Below are 19,989 nucleotides of genomic sequence, written 5' to 3' on the forward strand. Positions count from 1 at the left end.
CCCTAACTCAAATATAAATAAAAGTACTTAATACATTCATTTATTTTTTGCGTTAATGATTCAAATATTCCTCTCTTAAGACACTAAAATAGACGGTATCTCTCCGCCTATTATTGGTCATTAATGTGTGACTTCGCAAAATTCCTTCTTCAGTAAAACCAGATTTTGCTAACGAATTTTTAGCTGCCTCATTCAGTATATCCGTTTTGGCTTCTACTCGCTCTAATTTCAAACTTTTAAAACAGTATTCTAAAAGTAAATGTTTAGCCTGAAAATTATAACCTACACCTTGGAATTCCTTTCCCAGCCAAGTCCAACCAATTTCAATACGCTTATCTCTTTCAGAATAATTGCCTAAACTGGTTGATCCTATGATCTTTCCAGAAGATTTTTCAATAATGGTAAAAGCTAAGCGCTTTTGATCTTTTCGCTCTTCCATCGCAGCATCAATCCAATTCTTCAAAAGCTCAGGATTCGATAAATCTGAAGTGAAATAATACCACATTTCAGGGTCCTTTGTCAATTCAGAAAGTTCATCAAAATCATGAGATTCTAATGGTCTTAAAAGAATATTCTCATTTTCTAAATTGAGTTCAAAATCAACCAATCTTATAGCTTTTTCTTGGCTGCAATTTTATCTAAAGCCAAATTATCTTTACTTCCTAAATGGCTATGTTTTCGGCCTTCTCCCGGCTTATACGTTCCAGACTGAACTTGCCCGCCTATTTCTTTATAAGCATCTCTAAAACTAGCGCCATCGATCACTAAATCATTAATGCTATCTACCGTAAACAGATACTTATATTTTTCATCCTCTAAATTCACATCTTTTACAATAATCTGAGAAATAGAATACGAGAAAATATCCAAAATCTCTTTTATTCCTTCTACGGAAGTCATACTATTTTCTTTGATGAGCTGATAATCTCTGTGATAACCACTCGGCAAATTATTAGTAATTAAAACCATTTCAGTTGAAATTGCCTGAAGTTTATTCGATTTTCCGCGTATCAATTCAAACACATCAGGATTCTTTTTATGTGGCATAATGGAACTTCCGGTAGTTAACTCATCCGGAAAGCTGATAAAACCGAAATTCTGACTCATATACAAACAAATATCCATCGCAAAACGTGCCAGTGTATTGGCTAAGCCGGCAATTGCTGAAGTTACCGTACGTTCACATTTACCCCGACTCATTTGCGCAGCAACCGAGTTATATTTTAAGGTTTTAAAGCCTAATTCTTTGGTAGTAAAATCACGATCTATCGGAAAGGACGAACCGTAACCCGCAGCAGATCCTAACGGATTTTGATCGGCAACTTTTAATGCAGCTTCTAATTGATATAAATCATCGATCAAAATTTCAGCATAGGCTGAAAACCACAAGCCAAAAGAAGATGGCATTGCTACCTGTAAATGCGTATATCCAGGCAGTAATTTATCTTTGTATTGTTCAGCTAATCCTAAAAGGATATCAATTAATCCTTCTGTTTTTTGATGAATTTCAATTAGATTTTCTTTGAAGTATAATTGCATCGCCACCAAAACCTGATCGTTTCGTGATCTTGCAGTATGAATTTTTTTTCCGGTATCTCCCAGAACTTTGGTGAGTTCATATTCTATTTTAGAATGCACATCTTCAAATTCTTCTTCAATTACAAATTCGCCATTTTCGACTTGTTTGTGAAGCTTATCCAATTCGGTTAACAAAGCAGGAACCTCATCTTTTTCCAAAATGCCTATTTCACCTAACATTTTAGCATGAGCTTTTGAAGCTGTTATGTCGTATTCAGCAAGATACATATCGAGTTCACGATCGTTACCAACCGTAAACTTTTCAATTTTCTTATCGATGCTTATTCCTTTATCCCAAAGTTTCATTATGATGTTTTATTTTTTAAACCTCACAGGTTTTGAAAACCTGTGAGGTTTGATTGATCTTATTTCAAAGCCTTTTCCAACAAGGCGATATATTTTTCTATTCCTTCTTCTACTTCGTTCACATAAATAAATTCGTCTGCTGAATGGGAACGCGTGCTATCACCTGGACCTAATTTCAACGACGAACATTTCAGCATCGCCTGGTCTGATAATGTTGGCGATCCGTAGGTTTTCATTCCTAAATCTAAACCGGCTTTTACCAAATCATGATCTAACGGAATATTCGATGAATTTAATCGCAACGAGCGTGGTTCAATACTATCTACCGGAGCATTTTTCTGTAAAAAATCGCTAATATCCTGATTAGAATAACAATCATTCACACGAACATCGATCACCAAATCCACTTTTGCAGGCACCACATTATGCTGCGAACCGGCTTTGATTTGCGTTACCGTTAATTTCACTTCACCTAATTGCTTAGAAACTTCAGGGAATTTAATAGCTTCAAACCACTTCAATACTTCCGCGGTTTTATAAATTGAATTATCGGTGTTTGGATGCGCCGCATGTGATGGCGTTCCTTTTACCACAGCATCAAAAACCACCAAACCTTTTTCAGCAACCGCCAGATCCATCAACGTTGGTTCGCCTACAATGGCCACATCAATTTTTGGCATTATTGGTAGCATACAGGCAATTCCGTTTTTACCATTGGTTTCCTCTTCCGCAGTTCCGGCAAAAATGATGTTATAATTTAAATCATTTCGATTATAAAAATAAGTAAAAGTCGCTATTAAAGAAACCAAGCAACCACCGGCATCATTACTTCCTAGTCCGAATAATTTACCGTCGGTAATTTCTGCTTTAAATGGATCTTTAGTATAGGCTGCATTTGGTTTTACCGTGTCGTGATGCGAATTTAAGAGCAAAGTAGGTTTTGCTTCATCAAAAGCATGATTTGTTGCCCAAACATTATTTAAATGTCTTTTATATTGAATTTTATGCTGAACGAACCATTGTTCTAACAGCTGTGCTGTTTTATCTTCTTCTCCTGAAAATGACTGCGTTTCAATTAAATCTTGAAGTAATTGAAGTGCTTCTTGCTGAAGTGCTTTTATTTCCATTATTGAATGATTTTGGTATGCGTTGTATTTTCTTTTAAAGACTGATGATTTCCTAAATGAATTTTCTGAACACCATTTTCTAAGGCTTCAAAACAATTCTGAAGTTTGGGTAACATTCCATCAGTTATCACCTTTTTTTCAACTAAGGTTTTGTATTCTAAAAAGTCAATTTCTTTAATTATCGACTCATCATCTTCAGCATTGGCTAAAACTCCTTTTTTCTCAAAACAATAATACAATTCGGTTTCGTAAGACTTACTCATGGCGCGAGCAATTTCAGAAGCGATAGAATCGGCATTGGTATTCAGTAAAACTCCTTCTTTCGTACAAGAAATCGCCGAAAAAACGGGAACAACTCCGTCGTTCAATAATGAATCGATAAATTCAGCATTTACTTTTTCTATATCGCCTACAAATCCATAATCGATATCTGTTACCGGTCTTTTTACCGACAAGATACTTTGCCCATCAGCACCACAAAGTCCGATTGCATTATTTCCCATCGACTGCAATTTTGCTACAATATTTTTATTGATAAGTCCGCCATAAACCATGGTAATTACCTTTACCGTATCTGCATCTGTCACCCGCCGGCCATCGACCATTTTAGTTTCGTAACCTAGTTTTTCTGAAACCTCGGTCGCCATATTTCCACCACCATGCACCAGAATTTTATGCCCTTCCAGATTTTTAAAATCTTTCAGAAATTCATCGAATTTAGCTTTATCTTCGATTAACTTCCCTCCTATTTTTACAACTTTTAGTGGTTTCATTTTTTTAGTGGTTAGTAATTAGTAATTAGATTTGAGATTTATAGCAAAATAGCAACTCTCTAATCTATATTCTATTTTCTTGATTCTTATGTCTTAATTCTAATCATCACATTATCAAATTAACGCATCAACAAATTATCGCATTAACCCAAGCCTTCCAATATTTGTTTTAAAACAGCTTGAGCTGCGTACGTTCTATTATTTGCTTGATGAATTACAGCGGAATTTTCACTATCTAAAACTTCATCTGAAATTATCACATTTCGTCGGACCGGTAGACAATGCATCACTTTAGCATCGTTAGTTAATGCTAATTTATCTTTTGAAAATGTCCAATTTGGATCTGTAGACAATACTTCACCGTATTTCTCGTAACTGCTCCAATTTTTTACATACACGAAATCAGCATCTTTTAAGGCTTCGTCTTGATTATGATAAACTTTCGTTCCGTTTAAAACACGATCACTTAGATCGTAACCTTCAGGATTTGCTACGCAAAAATCTACATCCATTTTCTGCATCATTTCAGCAAAAGAATTGGGAACCGATTGTGGCAAAGCTTTAGGATGCGGCGCCCAGGTTAACACTACTTTCAGCTTATCTTTCTTTTTTAATTCAGTTATCGAAATCGCATCAGTCAACGCCTGTAACGGATGACCGGTAGAACTTTCTAAATTCACGACAGGAACGCTGGCAAATTTTTTAAACGAGTTAATCACCTGTTCCTCTTCATCTTTTTCTTTGTCTTTTAAACCAGGAAAAGCACGAACTCCAATAACATCACAATATTGTGACAACACAGCAGCGGCTTCTTTAATATGCTCCGCTTTGTCAGAATTCATTACCGCTCCATCTTCAAACTCCAATGCCCATCCATCGGCTCCCACATTCATCGTTAGCACTTCCATTCCTAAAAGTCGGCCAGCTTTTTCTGTACTTAAACGTGTACGTAAACTAGAATTGAAAAATAATAAACCTAATGTTTTGCCTTTTCCTAAGTTAGCAGCCGAGTTCTCTTTTTTAAGCTGAATGGCTTCTTGTATTAATTCATCAAGGTTTTCGATATCGTGAACGCTTGTGTAATGTCTCATTGAAATATTTTATTTTTCTCTTGAGTTATATTTATCTACTAATTTACAATTTCGTCATTCCTTGCTTGACACGAAATCTCATCATGTCTTTCAATTCAAAGATTACTGAATATGTCGCTGCATCAAGTTCAGAGTGACGAATCTTTTATTATTAATGAGCTTTTTGGTTAGCTAAACTGATTTTCAAAGCTTTAAAAAAGGCATCAAAATGTTGTTTTTCGATATTTAGCGGCGGTAAAATTCTCAGTAAGTTTTTGTTAGCAGCCGATCCGGTAAAGATCTGATGCACATATAACATATCCTTTCTAAGATTTGCTATTTCAAAATCGAATTCTAAACCAATCATTAATCCGCGACCTTTGATATTTTTTATCTGCGGAATTTCTTTTGCTTTCTCCTGAACATAATCGAACATCGCTGAAGCATTTTGCATCAGATTTTCCTTTTCTAGAATGTTCAGCACTGCCAATCCAGCTGCACATGCTAAATGATTTCCGCCAAAAGTAGTTCCCAACATTCCATATTTTGGAGCGATATTTTTATCGATCAAAACACCACCTATCGGGAATCCGTTTCCCATTCCTTTCGCAATGGAAATAATATCTGGATGAATATTATGTTTCTGAAATGCAAAAAAGTCACCCGTTCTACCATAACCTGCCTGAACTTCGTCTGCAATAATCATTGCTCCGTTTTCTTTGGCAAGTTTTTCTATTTGCTGATAGAATTCAGTTGTTGCTTCATCCAAACCACCAACACCCTGAATCACTTCAAAAATAACAGCAGCTACATCTCCTTTTTGTAATTCGGTAGCTAAAGCTTCAGTATCATTAAAAGCGATTTTCGTTATTTTATGGCCTTTATTAAAAGGTGCCTTAATATTCTCATTATCGGTTACTGCTACCACTCCAGATGTTCTTCCGTGAAAAGCATTATCGAAATAGATCACGCGATCTTTTCCGGTAGCAAACGAAGCTACTTTCAAAGCATTTTCGTTCGCTTCAGCACCCGAATTGCATAAAAATAATTGATAATCTTGGCAACCTGATAACTTGCCTAGTTTTTCTGCCAGTTCTACCTGTAACGGATTTTTAATGGAATTCGAATAAAATCCAAGCTTACGAACTTGATTAGAAATTGCATTAACATAAGCAGGATGCGAATGTCCTATAGAAATCACAGCATGCCCGCCGTAAAGATCAAGATATTTTTTACCGTCGTTATCGAAAACATAAGTGCCTTCGCCTTTTACGGGAGTGATATCAAATAATGGATAAACCTCAAAAAGCTCCATATTTATTGTTCTGAAATGTTATTTATTTTTTTGAAAGAGGCTTGTAAACCTTTAATTAGAGAAGAACTTAAACCATTGTGTTCCATCTCGTTTAATCCTTCTATCGTACAACCTTTTGGTGTGGTTACCTTATCGATTTCTTCTTCGGGATGTTTCCCAGATTCTACCAGTAAACTTGCCGCACCTAAGCAGGTATTCATCGCTAATTCCTGTGCATCTTTGGCATCGAAACCAAGTTGTACGGCACCCTGAGTGGTGGCACGAATTAATCGCATCCAAAAAGCGATACCGCTGGCACAAATTACAGTAGCGGCTTGCATTTTATTTTCGTTGATAATGATACTTGTTCCCAAACGATTAAAAATAGCTTCGGCAATAGCGATTCGCTTTACTCCTTTTTCGTTGCTGCACATGCACGTCATTGATTTGCCCACTGCAATTGCTGTATTTGGCATCGCTCGAATAATAAACTGATCTTCGCCAACAATGGCTTCAATTCTATTAATTTTAAAACCGGTAATTGTTGAAATTAATACATGTTTTTCGGTTAATAGATCTTTAATTTCTTCGAGAATTCGCTCTAATTGTTGGGGTTGAACCGCAAAAATCAGGATATCTGAATTTTTAACGGCCTCCCGATTATCTGAAGTCACCGTAACTTTTGAATATTCTTCGTAAGATTTAATGGCTTCAGTATCGCGCTTGGTTAAATAAAGTGTGGTAAATGCATTGTTTACGATAAGTCCTTTAGCAATCGACTTTCCTAAATTTCCTGCACCGATAATCGCTATTTTCATGGTTTAAGTTTTTAGAGGTTGGTTCTAAAAGTAACTGGCTTTAAGATGCAATCCTGAAGTTTCCGGCAAACCAAATAGTAAATTCATATTCTGTACAGCCTGTCCAGACGCTCCTTTTAATAAATTATCGATCACATTGGTAATTAATAATTTATCGCCGAATTTCTCTAATTTCAGTAATGCTTTATTGGTGTTTACTACTTGTTTTAAATGAATATTTTCTTCAGTTACAAACGTAAAAGCCGCATCTTTATATTGAGCTGCATAAATCTCCTTAGCCTCTTCCAAACTTCCTAAAAACTTGGTATAGGCTGTTGCATGAATTCCACGAGAGAAATTTCCTCTATTCGGAATAAAATTTACGGTCGCGTCAAAATCGGGTTGCAGCGATTGTAAACTTTGTCCTATTTCATTTAAATGCTGATGTTCAAAAGATTTATAAGCCGAAAAATTATTATCTCGCCAGGTAAAATGTGTGGTTGCTGAAAGTGAAACTCCGGCTCCCGTTGCTCCGGTAACGGCATTTACATGCCATTCGTCTGTTACTTTTTTCGCTTTTGCCAGCGGAAGTATCGCCAGACTTATTGCGGTAGCAAAACAGCCGGGATTCGCAATAAAATTCGCTTTTTTGATTTCTTCTTTTTTAAATTCAGGTAAACCATAAACAAAATCGTGATCACCCTTCATTCTAAAATCGGTACTTAAATCAACGATTTTTGTTTGTGCTGAAAATGTATTTTCAGCTAAAAACTTCACTGAATTCCCATGTCCTAGACATAGAAAAACTACATCAACTTTCGTATTAATTTCTCCTGAAAATAATAGATCAATTTCCCCAATCAGATCTTGGTGCACTCCTGAAACCGGAGTTCCGGGCCTGGAAGTACTGTACACAAAATCGAGTTCAACTTCTGGATGATAGGTTAAAATTCTAACCAATTCTCCTGCTGTATAGCCTGCACCACCAATAATTCCTGCTTTAATCATGCTTTGCCAATTTTTCGATTAATTATTTTCTACTGATTGGTAAATCTTACCTGCATTCGATAAAATCTTGATAAATCCTTTAGCATCGTTAGCTGTCCAGGCTTTATTTTCTTCGCCATAATTACCAAAATTGCTGTTCATTAAATCGTAAGGAGATGAAATTCCGTCTAAATTAAATCGGTAAGGATGCAGGCTCACAAAAACTTTCCCGGTTACTCGTTCCTGAGAACTTTGCAATAAAGCCTCAAAATCTCGCATTACCGGATCTAAATATTGGCCTTCATGTAAATGTGTTCCGTACCAATTCGCCACATAATCTTTATGTTGTAATTGCCATTTACTAAGCGTATGCTTTTCTAATAAATGATGCGCTTTAATAATGATTGTTGCTGAAGCGGCTTCAAAGCCTACTCTTCCTTTAATTCCAATAATGGTGTCGCCAACATGAATATCTCTTCCTATCGCATATTTTTTAGCGATTTCTTCAAGAACCTGAATATTATTTTCTGGTGAATCTTCTTTATCATTGATAGCTGTAAGCTCACCTTTGGTAAAACTCAGACTAATTTTCCCAACTTCTGTTTCTGAAAGTTGCGATGGAAATGCCGATTCTGGCAAAGCTTCATGAGAAGTTAAGGTTTCAGCACCACCAACACTAGTTCCCCAAAGTCCTTTGTTTACTGAATATTTAGACTTTTCCCAGTTCATTTCTACTCCGTTCGCTTTTAAATATTCAATTTCTTCCTGTCGGCTTAATTGTTTATCTCGAATTGGAGTTATAATTTCGATCTCTGGAGCGATAATCTGGAAAATCATATCGAATCTCACTTGATCGTTACCTGCGCCGGTACTACCATGAGCAATATATTTAGCGCCAATCTCTTTGGCGTAATTAATAATTTCAATGGCTTGTACAATTCGTTCAGCACTCACCGAAAGCGGGTAAGTATTATTTTTTAAAACATTCCCAAAAATTAAATATTTTACTACTTTGTCATAAAATGAAGAAACTGCATCAATATTTTTATAGGTGGTTGCTCCAATTTTCTTGGCGTTTTCTCCGATATGTTGAACTTCTTCATTTGAAAATCCTCCGGTATTCACACTTACTGCATGAACTTCGAAACCTTCATTAGATAGTGATTTTGCACAATATGAAGTATCTAATCCGCCGCTGTAGGCAATAACTACTTTTTTCATTTTTGGGTAGGTTTTAATCTTGGTTATTTTTTTCTTTTTTGTAGAAAAGACTTTGTTTGATATTTTTTAAACGAGTAAATGTTTTTTCGTTGAGATCGTGCTTATTTTTCTCTTTTTTCTTCTTCTCAGGGTCGTAAAGCATACCAGTACACAAACACATTTTACGCTCGGTGCGGGTTAGTATATCGTAATTTTTACAGGTTTGGCAGCCTTTCCAAAACGCGTCATCATCGGTGAGTTCAGAAAAAGTAACAGGTTGGTATCCCAGCTCATAATTAATTTTCATCACGGCTAAGCCTGTAGTAATTCCAAAAATCTTTGCTTCTGGATACTTTTTTCTTGAATAATCGAAAACGGCTTTTTTAATATCTTTTGCTAAGCCCTGATTTCTGTAATCTGGATGTACAATTAATCCAGAGTTTGCTACATACTTCTCGTGACTCCATGTTTCAATATAACAGAAGCCGGCAAATTTTTCGCCATCTAAAGCAATAATGGCATTACCATTTTCCATTTTGGTAATCACATATTCTGGCGTACGACGAGCGATTCCTGTGCCGCGAATTTTGGCAGATTCTTCTATAGTTGTACAGATAATCTCTGCAAATTTTGCATGAGATTTATTAGCAATGATAATCTTCATTTGCTAAACGATTATTAAGATTGAAAAAATAAATTGAAATTCTGACTGAAAGGGGAACCGGACTCACCTAAGTTCCATAAAATTATACACGCACCGACGTGCGGCGGGGAAAGCGGCGACGGCGTACGGGAACAAGAACAACAGCAGGAGTTGATGGCCTGTTAAAACGGGCAATCCAATCTTGTAAACCTTCTTTAAGGCTTTCTAATATTTGCTGTATGTTTAGTGTTTTTTTCAAAGTAAAGATTTCAAATAATATTAATTAAAAGGATTAATATAAACATTACCACATGCGGTATTGATTATCAGTTAATATTATTTGATTTTGTGTATTCACAACGTAAATGTAGGTTTTATAAACGGACTTTCAAAAACTTTTTTCACTAAATAATAAATTGAAATAAATCTGGAGTATCGTTAAGATATCTGCCATAAAAATTTCGGTCTTTCATCCTCTTTAACAGCGGTTGAAAATCAGTTTTATCCTTAAGTTCAATCCCTACCACAGCAGGTCCATTTTCCCTTTCGTGCTTTTTTGAATACTCAAAATGTGTAATATCATCTGTTGGCCCTAAAACCTTGTCCAAAAACTCTCGTAAAGCGCCTGCTCTTTGAGGGAAAGTCACTACGAAATAATGTTTTAAACCAGCATAAAGTAAGGCTCTTTCTTTAATTTCAGCAGTACGGGTAATATCGTTGTTGCTTCCGCTTACGATACACACTACATTCTTGCCTTTAATTTCTTCAGCAAAAAAATCTAAAACAGAAATCGACATCGCTCCCGCGGGTTCTACCACGATTGCATCCTGGTTGTAAAGATCTAAGATCGTCTGGCATATTTTACCTTCAGGAATCGTAACCATTTTATCTAGATTTTGCTTACAAATTTCAAAATTTCGACTTCCTACTTTTTGCACGGCTGCACCATCTACAAAACGTTCGATCTTTTCCAACTCTATCAATTTTCCTTCTTTTAAAGAAGCAGACATCGAAGGAGCTCCTTCTGGCTCTACACCGATAATCTTAGTATTAGGAGATAATTCTTTGAAAACTGAAGAAACACCAGCTAATAAACCTCCACCTCCTAAAGGTGCAAAAACATAATCTATAGGCTCTTTGGATTGTTGCAAAATCTCCAATCCTATTGTTGCCTGTCCTTCAATCACTTTTTCATCGTCAAATGGATGTATAAAAACAAGATCCTCTTCTCCTGCTCTTATCGTAGCGTTTTTAAAGGAATCATCGAAAGTATCACCTTCTAAAGCAACCTCTACCCATTCTCCGCCAAACATTTTTGTTTGGGCTACTTTTTGGCTTGGCGTCGTACTTGGCATATAAATTACACCTCTAGCTTTTAACTTGTTGCAGGCAAATGCTACGCCTTGTGCATGGTTTCCCGCACTGGCACAAATTACCCCTTTCTCTAGCTGGTCTTTAGGCAAACTGGCTATCTTGTTATACGCTCCTCTAATTTTGTAAGAGCGTACTTGCTGTAGATCTTCCCTTTTAAACATAATATTCGCGCCAAAACGATTACTGTACGTAAAGGATTCGGCTAAGGGAGTATGAACTACAACTTTAGATATTCTTTCAGACGCCTGTTTAACAGCTTCTATACTCGGTTTATATATTTGTGCCAATGCAGTAGTATCCATCATTTATTCATATATTCTTTTCATTGCAGTCATGGCTTTTCTAAGCGTACCTCCTACTTTTTCTACAGGATGTTGTCTTAAAGCATCATTTACCGCAATTAATTCAAGGTTATCTACTCCAGTTTCTTCTGTTCCAAAATTATGACCAATTAAATCTTTATCTAAAGCATTTACATAATCTTTGATAAGTGGTTTACAGGAATGATCAAAAAGGTAACAACCATATTCTGCGGTATCAGAAATAATTCTGTTCATTTCGAACAATTTCTTTCTGGCAATCGTATTTGCGATAAGCGGAGTTTCGTGTAAAGATTCGTAGTAAGCAGACTCTGCAATAATACCAGCTTCAACCATAGTTTCAAAAGCCAGTTCTACACCAGATTTCACCATGGCTACCATTAGCACACCTTTATCGAAATATTCCTGTTCTGAAATTTCTTCTTCAGAAGCTTCGTTTTTTTCAAATGCAGTTTCACCGGTAGCGGCTCTCCATTCTAATAATTCTTTATCGTCATTCGCCCAATCTTTCATCATTCTAGAACTAAATTCTCCAGAAATAATATCGTCCATATGTTTTTGAAAAAGCGGACGCATGATTTCTTTTAATTCTTCTGAAATTTCAAAAGCTTTAATTTTTGCAGGATTAGATAGACGATCCATCATGTTGGTAATACCGCCATGCTTAAGTGCTTCTGTAATAGTTTCCCATCCATACTGAATTAATTTTGCAGCATAAGAAGGTTCTACTCCATCTGCAACCATTTTGTCGAAACTAAGGATAGATCCTGTTTGAAGCAATCCGCAAAGAATGGTTTGCTCGCCCATTAAATCTGATTTTACCTCAGCAACAAATGAAGATTGTAGCACTCCTGCTCTATGACCACCAGTACCGTAAGCATAAGCTTTAGCCCATTCTAAACCAATACCTAAATGGTCATTTTCTGGATGTACAGCAATTAATGTTGGTACCCCAAAACCTCTTTTGTATTCTTCTCTTACTTCACTACCAGGACACTTAGGAGCTACCATAATTACGGTAATATCCTCTCTAATTTGCATCCCTTCTTCAACAATATTAAAACCATGAGAATACGATAGCACTCCGTCTTTTTTAATATGTGGCATAATAGCATTAATCACTCCTGTATGTTGCTTATCTGGAGTAAGATTAATCACCAAATCTGCCGATGGAATTAACTCTTCGTAAGTTCCAACTGTAAAATTGTTTTCAGTTGCATTTTTGTAAGACTGTCTTTTTTCCTTAATCGCTCCTTCTCTAAGCGCGTAAGAAATATCAAGACCACTATCTCTCATGTTTAATCCCTGATTAAGGCCTTGAGATCCACATCCTACAATAACTATTTTTTTATCTTTTAATGCAGCCACTCCATCGCTAAACTCATCTAGTTCCATAAACCTACATGTCCCTAGCTGGGCTAATTTTTCTCGTAAAGAAAGGCTGTTAAAATAGTTTGTCATGATATTGAATTTGTAGTATTAAATTGTTCTAATATTCCTGTTATTGGCATTTCGTTTTTAGTTACCGCGATGGTACCTGAACGTACAAACTGCATCAAACCATAAGGCTTAAGTGTTTCGTACAATTCGTTTACTTCATGCCTCTTTCCGGTTTTTTCTATTACAAAGAATTTTTGTGTAACCGTTACAATGCGAGCATTTGTTGCTTTTATGAACGCCTGCACATCCAAATCGTCTAAAAAGTCTGAAGATTTAATTTTGTATAAAGCAGTTTCCTGATAGATCATCTCTTCAGCAGTATGATAAAATGCTTTGATCACTTCGATTTGCTTTTCGATCTGACCAACAATCTTTTTGATTTGCTCTTCGGTTACTTCAACAACTATAATAAAACGCATTACTTCTGGCACTTCACTGGGTGACGCGGTAATACTTTCTATATTAATATGTCGTTTTAAGAAAATAGCTGCAATTCGGCTTAACAAGCCCAGGTTATTTTCGGTATATATCGAAACGGTGAAATTTTTCTTTTCCATTATTCTAAAATTATATCTGAAACAGAAGCTCCTGTTGGAACCATTGGAAATACATTTTCTTCCTGCTCTACTTTTACTTCAAGGAAATACGATTCTTTTGAAGCGATCATTTCTGCAATAGCATCTTTCAGCTGAGATCGATCTGTTACGCGATTGGCTTTTATATGATATCCTTTAGCAATCGTCACAAAATCTGGATTAGTCATTTCAGTTGAAGCATACCTGCGATCAAAAAATAATTGTTGCCACTGGCGCACCATTCCTAAAAATCCGTTGTTTAAAACCACAATTTTAACAGGAACTTTTGTTTGAAAGATTGTTCCTAATTCCTGAATGGTCATTTGGTAACCACCATCTCCAATTACCGCTACAACTTCTCTTTCTGGTGCTCCCATTTTTGCACCAATAGCAGCAGGAAGGGCAAATCCCATAGTTCCTAAACCGCCACTTGTAACATTGCTTCGTGTTTGTTTAAATTCGGCATATCGACACGCCGCCATTTGATGCTGTCCTACATCTGAAACGATTACCGCCTTTCCATCTGTATTTCTATTGATTTCCTGAATAACTTCAGCCATGCCCATGTCTTTCTTATTAACATCAAGGTTAAGGCTTATGACTTTATCGTATTCAATTTTATATAATTCTTTAAACTTATTATGCCATTCTTTATGCTCTTTAGGCTGAACCAATTCTAAAAGTGACTTCAGCGTTTCTTTTACATTACCTAATACAGGAAAATCAGCTTTTACATTCTTATCTATTTCCGCAGGATCGATTTCCATATGGATAACTTTGGCCTGTTTAGCATAATGTTCTAAATTACCGGTTACCCTATCATCAAAACGCATCCCAATAGCAATAAGTACATCACATTCGTTGGTTAGAACGTTAGGTGCATAATTTCCATGCATTCCTACCATACCTACATTTAAAGGATGTTTAGTTCCTAATGCTGAAACACCTAAAATTGTCCAAGCTGCAGGAATCCCTGTTTTTTCTACAAATTCCTGAAAAAGAGATTCTGCTTCACCAAGAATTACTCCCTGACCATATACGATTAAAGGCTTTTTTGCTGAATTTATAGCTTCTGCAGCTTTTTCTATCTGGGAAGAATCAACCTCCGGGTTTGGCTTATAACTACGAATTCCTTTACATTTTTTATAATTGAATTCTAATGAAGCGAATTGAGCATCTTTAGTAATATCAACTAAAACAGGCCCTGGACGACCAGATTTTGCTATATAAAATGCCTTTGCTATAACTTCAGGAATTTCCTCAGCACGTGTAACCTGGTAATTCCATTTAGTAATTGGTGTAGAAATACCTACAATATCAGTTTCCTGAAAAGCATCACTACCAAGTAAGTGCGAGCCAACCTGCCCGGTAATACATACCATAGGGGTAGAATCTATTTGAGCATCTGCAATTCCGGTAACCAGATTAGTTGCGCCAGGGCCAGAAGTTGCTACAGCAACCCCAACCTTACCGCTTACGCGCGCATATCCCTGTGCAGCATGAGTAGCTCCCTGCTCATGCCTGGTAAGGACGTGGTGAATTTTATCTTGGTATTTGTACAATTCATCATACACCGGCATAATGGCTCCGCCTGGGTAGCCATATATTGTCTCTACGCCTTCTTCTAACAAACACTTAATTACCGCTTCTGCTCCAGAAACAGTAGTTGAAGTATCTGCCGATGTCTTTTCGAAACTAGCTGTTTTTACTTCCATAATTCACCAAATTAAAACTCATCAGTTACGCATCCTTTTGATGCCGATGAAACTGTTCTCGCATATTTATATAAAACACCTTTGCTAAATTTTAAAGCAGGTGCTTTCCAGTTTTTTCTTCTTTCTTCAATTTCTGCATCAGTAAGATCTACCTGTATAGAATCGTCTTCTGCACTAATTGTAATTTTATCTCCATCTTTTAGTAAAGCGATCATTCCGCCTTCCTGGGCTTCAGGGGTAATGTGTCCCACTACAAAACCATGTGTACCACCAGAAAATCTACCATCTGTAATAAGAGCAACATCTTTACCTAGTTTTGCCCCCATAATTGCGGAAGTTGGTTTTAGCATTTCTGGCATACCAGGACCTCCTTTTGGACCTTCATATCGAATCACAACAACATCGCCTTTCTTTACTTTACCTTCAGAAATCCCGTCATTTGCTTCATATTCGCTTTCAAAAACTTTTGCTGTTCCAGTAAAGCTCATTCCCTCTTTTCCGGTAATTTTAGCAACAGATCCTTCTTCAGCTAAATTTCCGTGGAGAATTCTAATATGTCCTGTCTTTTTGATTGGCTGATCGATTGGATATATTACATCCTGACCTTCTTCTAAATCAGGTACATTTTCAAGATTTTCAGCTAGAGTTTTTCCAGTAACCGTCATACAATCACCATGTAGCAAGCCGTGTTTAAGCATATATTTTTGCACCGCAGGGATACCACCAATTCTATGAATATCTTCCATTGCGTATTTGCCGCTAGGCTTCAGATTGGCCAAAAATGGCGTACTATCTACTATTTCACCAAATTCTTCTATACCTAAATCAATTTCTGCTGAACGTGCAATAGCCAAAAAGTGCAATACTGCATTGGTAGAACCTCCCAAAAGCGTTAGCAAGCGAATTGCATTTTCCAAAGATTTTTTAGTTACGATATCTCTGGGCTTTAGATCTTTCTCTATAAGAAGTTTCATAGCTTCTCCTGCCCTTACACTTTCAGTCTTTTTCTCTTCTCCTACTGCAGGATTCGAGCTATTGTAAGGTAAAGACATTCCTAAAGTTTCTATTGCTGAAGCCATAGTATTTGCAGTATACATGCCACCACAAGCTCCTGCACCAGGACAAGCTTTTTCAATTACACTATCATACTCTTCTTTATCTATATCGCCACTAACTTTAGCTCCCCAAGCTTCAAATGCTGAAACAACATCCAGTTTTTTACCATTATGACATCCCGAAGCAATAGTACCACCATACACTAAAACCGAAGGCCTATTTATTCTTAACATGGCCATTAAAGCTCCCGGCATATTTTTATCACAACCTACTACCGTAATTAAACCATCGTAAGACATAGCATTCACCACAGTTTCCATAGAATCTGCTATAATATCTCTTGAGGGTAGTGAAAAACGCATTCCCGGAGTTCCCATAGAAATACCATCGCTTACTCCGATAGTATTAAAAATTAATCCTACAAGATCGGCAGAAAGAGTTCCTTCTTTTACCAATTTAGCGAGATCATTTAAATGCATATTACAAGGATTGCCCTCGTATCCTGTACTTGCAATTCCTACAAAAGGTTTATTGAAATCTTCTTTAGTTAAGCCTATCGCATGAAGCATGGCCTGTGACGCCGGTTGGGAGTCACTTTGAGTTAAAATACTACTATACTTATTATTCATTACTAATTTTCTCTTCTGGTTAGATAAAATTACCGTCTTCTAAATGCCTCTATATTTTAGCCTAGTTTACTTAATTGTCTTCAAGCGGAGATTTTGTTTTGTAATCATTTGATAATTAAACATTTAAAACCTTTAGTATTACGATTGCTGAAACATTCAAAAAACATACAATTTTTCACTGATTTAACATGAACAGCATTATTATCCTTAAAACACCTTTAGTTTTAAAGGAAAAACAACAGCTTTAAAAAACATATAGTCTAATTAGTACTTTAGACAAAGCATAAAAAAAACCATCTCGAGAGATGGCTTCTTTTATATAAATCGTATACATCTTCTCCTATTGTCAGTTTTTCAAAATTAAAATGACCTCAATAATTGAAGAAATAACGCGTTCTTTTTTGTAATTCATATGATAAACTTAAGCATTATTTTTTTAGGAGATTAAGTTTTATCTTATTTTTTAAGTTTAATGGAATAAAGATCTTTTCTGCGATCTTTCAAATTTCGAACGCTTCCAAAATTGTGGAGTTCTTTAAGTAAATCCAAATCCACATCTGCAAGTAAGGTACTTTCAGTGTTTGGTGTAGCTTCAGCCTTAACACCGTTTACCGGAAAAGCAAAGTCCGACGGTGTTAATACGGCACTTTGCGAATATTGAATATCCATATTATTCACTTTCGGCAAGTTTCCTACAGAGCCTGCAATCGCAACATAACATTCATTTTCCACAGCTCGCGATTGCGCGCAAATTCTTACTCGAGAATATCCATTTTGAGTATCGGTCATAAATGGTACAAATAAAATATTCATTCCTTCTTCAGCTAAAAGTCTTGGTAGTTCTGGAAATTCTACATCGTAACATATGAGCACCCCAATCTTACCACAATCGGTATCGAAAGTTTGTAATTTACTTCCGCCTTTCATTCCCCAGGCAGATTCTTCTGCCGGAGTAATATGCAGTTTTTCGTAGCGCTCATAACTTCCGTCGCGACGACACAAAAATCCTACATTATACATATGCTCGCCAATTACCTGGGGCATACTACCGGTAATAATATTGATATTATAATTTATCGCAAAATCGATAAAAACTTCTAATAATCTTTCAGTATAAGTTGATAGTCCTCGAATTGCTTCAGCTTCATTTAAATGATTAAACTCTGCCATTAGCGGTGCATTAAACAATTCAGGAAAAAGAATAAAATCGCTTTGATAATCACTTACAGCATCTACAAAAAATTCAATTTGCGAAACCAGCGCATCAAAATCTTTAAATAAACGCATCTGCCATTGTACCAGCCCTAATCTTACAACAGTCTTCTTACTTTCTATAAGTTTTTGAGCTTTGGTATAATAAATATTATTCCACTCCATTAAAACTGCATACTCTTTGCTTTCATGATCTCCAGAAAGATATCCTTTAATTACTTTCTTAACATGAAAATCGTTGGAGAGCTGAAAAGAAAGAACAGGATCATGAATCTCCTGTAATTTCACCTTTTCGATATATTTTTTTGGTGTTAGCTCTTTGGCATATTTCGCATAATTTGGGATACGCCCACCAAATACAATCGACTTCAGGTTAAGTTGTTCACAGAGTTCTTTTCGAGCTTCATATAAACGTCTTCCTAAACGTTTGCCTCGATATTCTGGATGTATAAAAACATCAATCCCGTACAATACATTTCCTTTTTTGGAATGGGTAGAAAAATTATCACCTCCTATAATGTCATCATAAGTATGATTCTCATCAAATTTTTCGTAATCTACGATTATAGAAAGAGCGCAACCAGCAATTTTGTTATCGATAACGATACAAAACTGACCGTCGGGAAATTTTGTTACTAAGGTTTTTATTTCAGCTTCGCTCCAGTAATCCTCTGGCATCCCGCTGTAGCTTTTAATCATCGAAAGTTTAAGCTCTTTATAATCCTGAACTTTTAGGTTTCTTAGCTCGATCGTAGGTGTCTCCATCTTCTATAAACGCATGTTTTATTGCGTAACGAAGATACTATCAAAAACTTTAGATTTTCAAAAAATGAAGCTAAAAACAGGGAATATTAAATTGTATAAAAGTTATTTTTAATTGCATAAACGGCAAGACCTACTCTACTCTTTATATTTAGTTTAGTAAATAGGCTTTCACGGTATCCATCAATGGTTTTTGGACTAAGATGCATTACTGAAGCAATTTCTTTATAGGTCATTTCAGAACAAACATACTTAAGCAGTTCTACTTCCCGTTCAGAAAACACATTTTTGAGAGATTCTTTTTTCGCTAGCTGAGCCATTGACTCATTATCTACATAATAACCTGTATTAATCACATGATCTAAAGCCTGCTTGAATTTATCTGGATCTATATCTTTTAAAAGATAACCCCTACACCCATAACTTAACATTCTTAGTAGCGTATCTTCGTCATCCTCCATGGTTAGTGCCATAGCTTTTTGCTTCGGAAATTCTTGTTTTAACCACTGCATTGTTTCTAACCCATCCATCACTGGCATACGCACGTCCAACAGAATAATGTCGGGACGCAGATCCATCATTCTAAGATTATCCTGAAGTTCTTTTCCGTTCTTATAAACCGCTTTTACACGATAATCTTTAAAGGAATTAATCAGAATCTTTAAGGATTGGCCAAAAAGTGTATGATCATCAACAATAACTATCGATTTGCTCATTATACTAATCAGGTTTGCTTTGGATAGTGCAAAGATAGGGAAGTGAAAAAGCTACAAAAGAAATTTAACGCTTACCTAAATTTCAAAATACTAATGTTTAAAATAATAAAAGCTAAAATTTGAATTGCATAGCTTCTTTCTTCGATTTAATACAAGTTGGAAATACCTTTCATAAAAACATCACTCTGTTTAGCATAAAAATTTTTAAGTGATCTACTTTCAACTATAAAATTTAAAATTAATACCTAAAAAATTGAATTTATTTGTTCTCATAATCTACTTTTCCCATCATTTTACTATGCTAGAGCGTTTTAAAAATTAACGCTTAAAAAATTTAGTTTAACGTTTTTGATAAAAAAAGTGGTTTTAAAGGCTATTATGAACGTATATATTGCCCTAACAAAGAATTTTTAAC

17 protein-coding genes are annotated in these 19,989 nt (G+C 35.9%); all 17 read right to left on the reverse strand.

Features of this window, described 5'->3' with window-relative positions; genetic code table 11:
- Positions 1 to 52: 52 nt before the first annotated feature.
- Positions 53 to 607, reverse strand: a complete 555-nt coding sequence (locus tag PBT89_RS10970) for a GNAT family N-acetyltransferase (RefSeq protein ID WP_270061945.1) — start codon at positions 605 to 607, stop codon at positions 53 to 55.
- A 2-nt stretch (positions 608 to 609) separates the two neighbouring features.
- Positions 610 to 1,884 (reverse strand): argininosuccinate lyase, encoded by a 1,275-nt coding sequence (gene argH / locus PBT89_RS10975; protein ID WP_270061946.1) that lies wholly within the window; start codon positions 1,882 to 1,884, stop codon positions 610 to 612.
- Between the two features lie 59 nt (positions 1,885 to 1,943).
- Entirely contained in the window at positions 1,944 to 3,011 is a 1,068-nt protein-coding gene (locus PBT89_RS10980) for a M20 family metallo-hydrolase (RefSeq protein WP_270061947.1), read from the reverse strand.
- Positions 3,011 to 3,784: an acetylglutamate kinase gene (gene argB, locus PBT89_RS10985; protein WP_270061948.1), complete on the reverse strand. Its 774-nt coding sequence runs from the start codon at positions 3,782 to 3,784 to the stop codon at positions 3,011 to 3,013. The genes PBT89_RS10980 and argB overlap by 1 nt, the downstream gene beginning before the upstream one ends.
- A 143-nt stretch (positions 3,785 to 3,927) precedes the next feature.
- Positions 3,928 to 4,875 (reverse strand): N-acetylornithine carbamoyltransferase, encoded by a 948-nt coding sequence (locus tag PBT89_RS10990; RefSeq protein ID WP_270061949.1) that lies wholly within the window; start codon positions 4,873 to 4,875, stop codon positions 3,928 to 3,930.
- 151 nt (positions 4,876 to 5,026) lie between these two features.
- Complete coding sequence (locus tag PBT89_RS10995; protein WP_270061950.1) at positions 5,027 to 6,169, reverse strand: aspartate aminotransferase family protein; 1,143 nt, start codon at positions 6,167 to 6,169, stop codon at positions 5,027 to 5,029.
- Positions 6,170 to 6,171: 2 nt separating this feature from the next.
- Positions 6,172 to 6,966 (reverse strand): pyrroline-5-carboxylate reductase, encoded by a 795-nt coding sequence (gene proC / locus PBT89_RS11000; protein WP_270061951.1) that lies wholly within the window; start codon positions 6,964 to 6,966, stop codon positions 6,172 to 6,174.
- A gap of 24 nt (positions 6,967 to 6,990) precedes the next feature.
- Positions 6,991 to 7,953 carry an N-acetyl-gamma-glutamyl-phosphate reductase gene (argC, locus tag PBT89_RS11005; RefSeq protein ID WP_270061952.1) on the reverse strand — a complete coding sequence of 321 codons (963 nt, stop codon included), beginning with the start codon at positions 7,951 to 7,953 and terminating at the stop codon, positions 6,991 to 6,993.
- Positions 7,954 to 7,971: 18 nt separating this feature from the next.
- Positions 7,972 to 9,153, reverse strand: coding sequence for an argininosuccinate synthase (locus PBT89_RS11010; protein WP_270061953.1), 1,182 nt, complete (start codon positions 9,151 to 9,153; stop codon positions 7,972 to 7,974).
- Between the two features lie 13 nt (positions 9,154 to 9,166).
- On the reverse strand, positions 9,167 to 9,796 hold the full coding sequence (locus PBT89_RS11015; RefSeq protein WP_270061954.1) for a GNAT family N-acetyltransferase: 630 nt from the start codon (positions 9,794 to 9,796) through the stop codon (positions 9,167 to 9,169).
- A gap of 383 nt (positions 9,797 to 10,179) precedes the next feature.
- Positions 10,180 to 11,454, reverse strand: coding sequence for a threonine ammonia-lyase IlvA (gene ilvA, locus PBT89_RS11020; protein ID WP_443089595.1), 1,275 nt, complete (start codon positions 11,452 to 11,454; stop codon positions 10,180 to 10,182).
- Positions 11,455 to 12,930, reverse strand: a complete 1,476-nt coding sequence (gene ilvC / locus PBT89_RS11025; protein WP_270061955.1) for a ketol-acid reductoisomerase — start codon at positions 12,928 to 12,930, stop codon at positions 11,455 to 11,457.
- Entirely contained in the window at positions 12,927 to 13,466 is a 540-nt protein-coding gene (ilvN, locus tag PBT89_RS11030) for an acetolactate synthase small subunit (protein ID WP_270060929.1), read from the reverse strand. The genes ilvC and ilvN overlap by 4 nt, the downstream gene beginning before the upstream one ends.
- Entirely contained in the window at positions 13,466 to 15,199 is a 1,734-nt protein-coding gene (ilvB, locus tag PBT89_RS11035) for a biosynthetic-type acetolactate synthase large subunit (protein ID WP_270061956.1), read from the reverse strand. The genes ilvN and ilvB overlap by 1 nt, the downstream gene beginning before the upstream one ends.
- Positions 15,200 to 15,210: 11 nt before the next feature.
- On the reverse strand, positions 15,211 to 16,884 hold the full coding sequence (gene ilvD / locus PBT89_RS11040) for a dihydroxy-acid dehydratase (RefSeq protein ID WP_270061957.1): 1,674 nt from the start codon (positions 16,882 to 16,884) through the stop codon (positions 15,211 to 15,213).
- Between the two features lie 456 nt (positions 16,885 to 17,340).
- The gene (locus PBT89_RS11045) at positions 17,341 to 18,861 is read right to left on the reverse strand and encodes a carbon-nitrogen hydrolase family protein (RefSeq protein ID WP_270060926.1); all 1,521 of its coding nucleotides are present in this window, start codon (positions 18,859 to 18,861) and stop codon (positions 17,341 to 17,343) included.
- Between the two features lie 86 nt (positions 18,862 to 18,947).
- Complete coding sequence (locus PBT89_RS11050; protein ID WP_270061958.1) at positions 18,948 to 19,574, reverse strand: response regulator transcription factor; 627 nt, start codon at positions 19,572 to 19,574, stop codon at positions 18,948 to 18,950.
- Positions 19,575 to 19,989 lie beyond the last annotated feature (415 nt).

Origin of the sequence: Zunongwangia sp. HRR-M8 (assembly GCF_027594405.1) — a bacterium.
Taxonomy (GTDB): domain Bacteria; phylum Bacteroidota; class Bacteroidia; order Flavobacteriales; family Flavobacteriaceae; genus Zunongwangia.

Coding starts and splice junctions, on each gene's coding strand:
- argH (WP_270061946.1), bottom strand. CDS start 1,884: ATGAAACTTTGGGATAAAGGAATAAGCATCGATAAGAAAATTGAAAAG.
- PBT89_RS10980 (WP_270061947.1), bottom strand. CDS start 3,011: ATGGAAATAAAAGCACTTCAGCAAGAAGCACTTCAATTACTTCAAGAT.
- argB (WP_270061948.1), bottom strand. CDS start 3,784: ATGAAACCACTAAAAGTTGTAAAAATAGGAGGGAAGTTAATCGAAGAT.
- PBT89_RS10990 (WP_270061949.1), bottom strand. CDS start 4,875: ATGAGACATTACACAAGCGTTCACGATATCGAAAACCTTGATGAATTA.
- PBT89_RS10995 (WP_270061950.1), bottom strand. CDS start 6,169: ATGGAGCTTTTTGAGGTTTATCCATTATTTGATATCACTCCCGTAAAA.
- proC (WP_270061951.1), bottom strand. CDS start 6,966: ATGAAAATAGCGATTATCGGTGCAGGAAATTTAGGAAAGTCGATTGCT.
- argC (WP_270061952.1), bottom strand. CDS start 7,953: ATGATTAAAGCAGGAATTATTGGTGGTGCAGGCTATACAGCAGGAGAA.
- PBT89_RS11010 (WP_270061953.1), bottom strand. CDS start 9,153: ATGAAAAAAGTAGTTATTGCCTACAGCGGCGGATTAGATACTTCATAT.
- PBT89_RS11015 (WP_270061954.1), bottom strand. CDS start 9,796: ATGAAGATTATCATTGCTAATAAATCTCATGCAAAATTTGCAGAGATT.
- ilvA (WP_443089595.1), bottom strand. CDS start 11,454: ATGATGGATACTACTGCATTGGCACAAATATATAAACCGAGTATAGAA.
- ilvC (WP_270061955.1), bottom strand. CDS start 12,930: ATGACAAACTATTTTAACAGCCTTTCTTTACGAGAAAAATTAGCCCAG.
- ilvN (WP_270060929.1), bottom strand. CDS start 13,466: ATGGAAAAGAAAAATTTCACCGTTTCGATATATACCGAAAATAACCTG.
- ilvB (WP_270061956.1), bottom strand. CDS start 15,199: ATGGAAGTAAAAACAGCTAGTTTCGAAAAGACATCGGCAGATACTTCA.
- ilvD (WP_270061957.1), bottom strand. CDS start 16,884: ATGAATAATAAGTATAGTAGTATTTTAACTCAAAGTGACTCCCAACCG.
- PBT89_RS11045 (WP_270060926.1), bottom strand. CDS start 18,861: ATGGAGACACCTACGATCGAGCTAAGAAACCTAAAAGTTCAGGATTAT.
- PBT89_RS11050 (WP_270061958.1), bottom strand. CDS start 19,574: ATGAGCAAATCGATAGTTATTGTTGATGATCATACACTTTTTGGCCAA.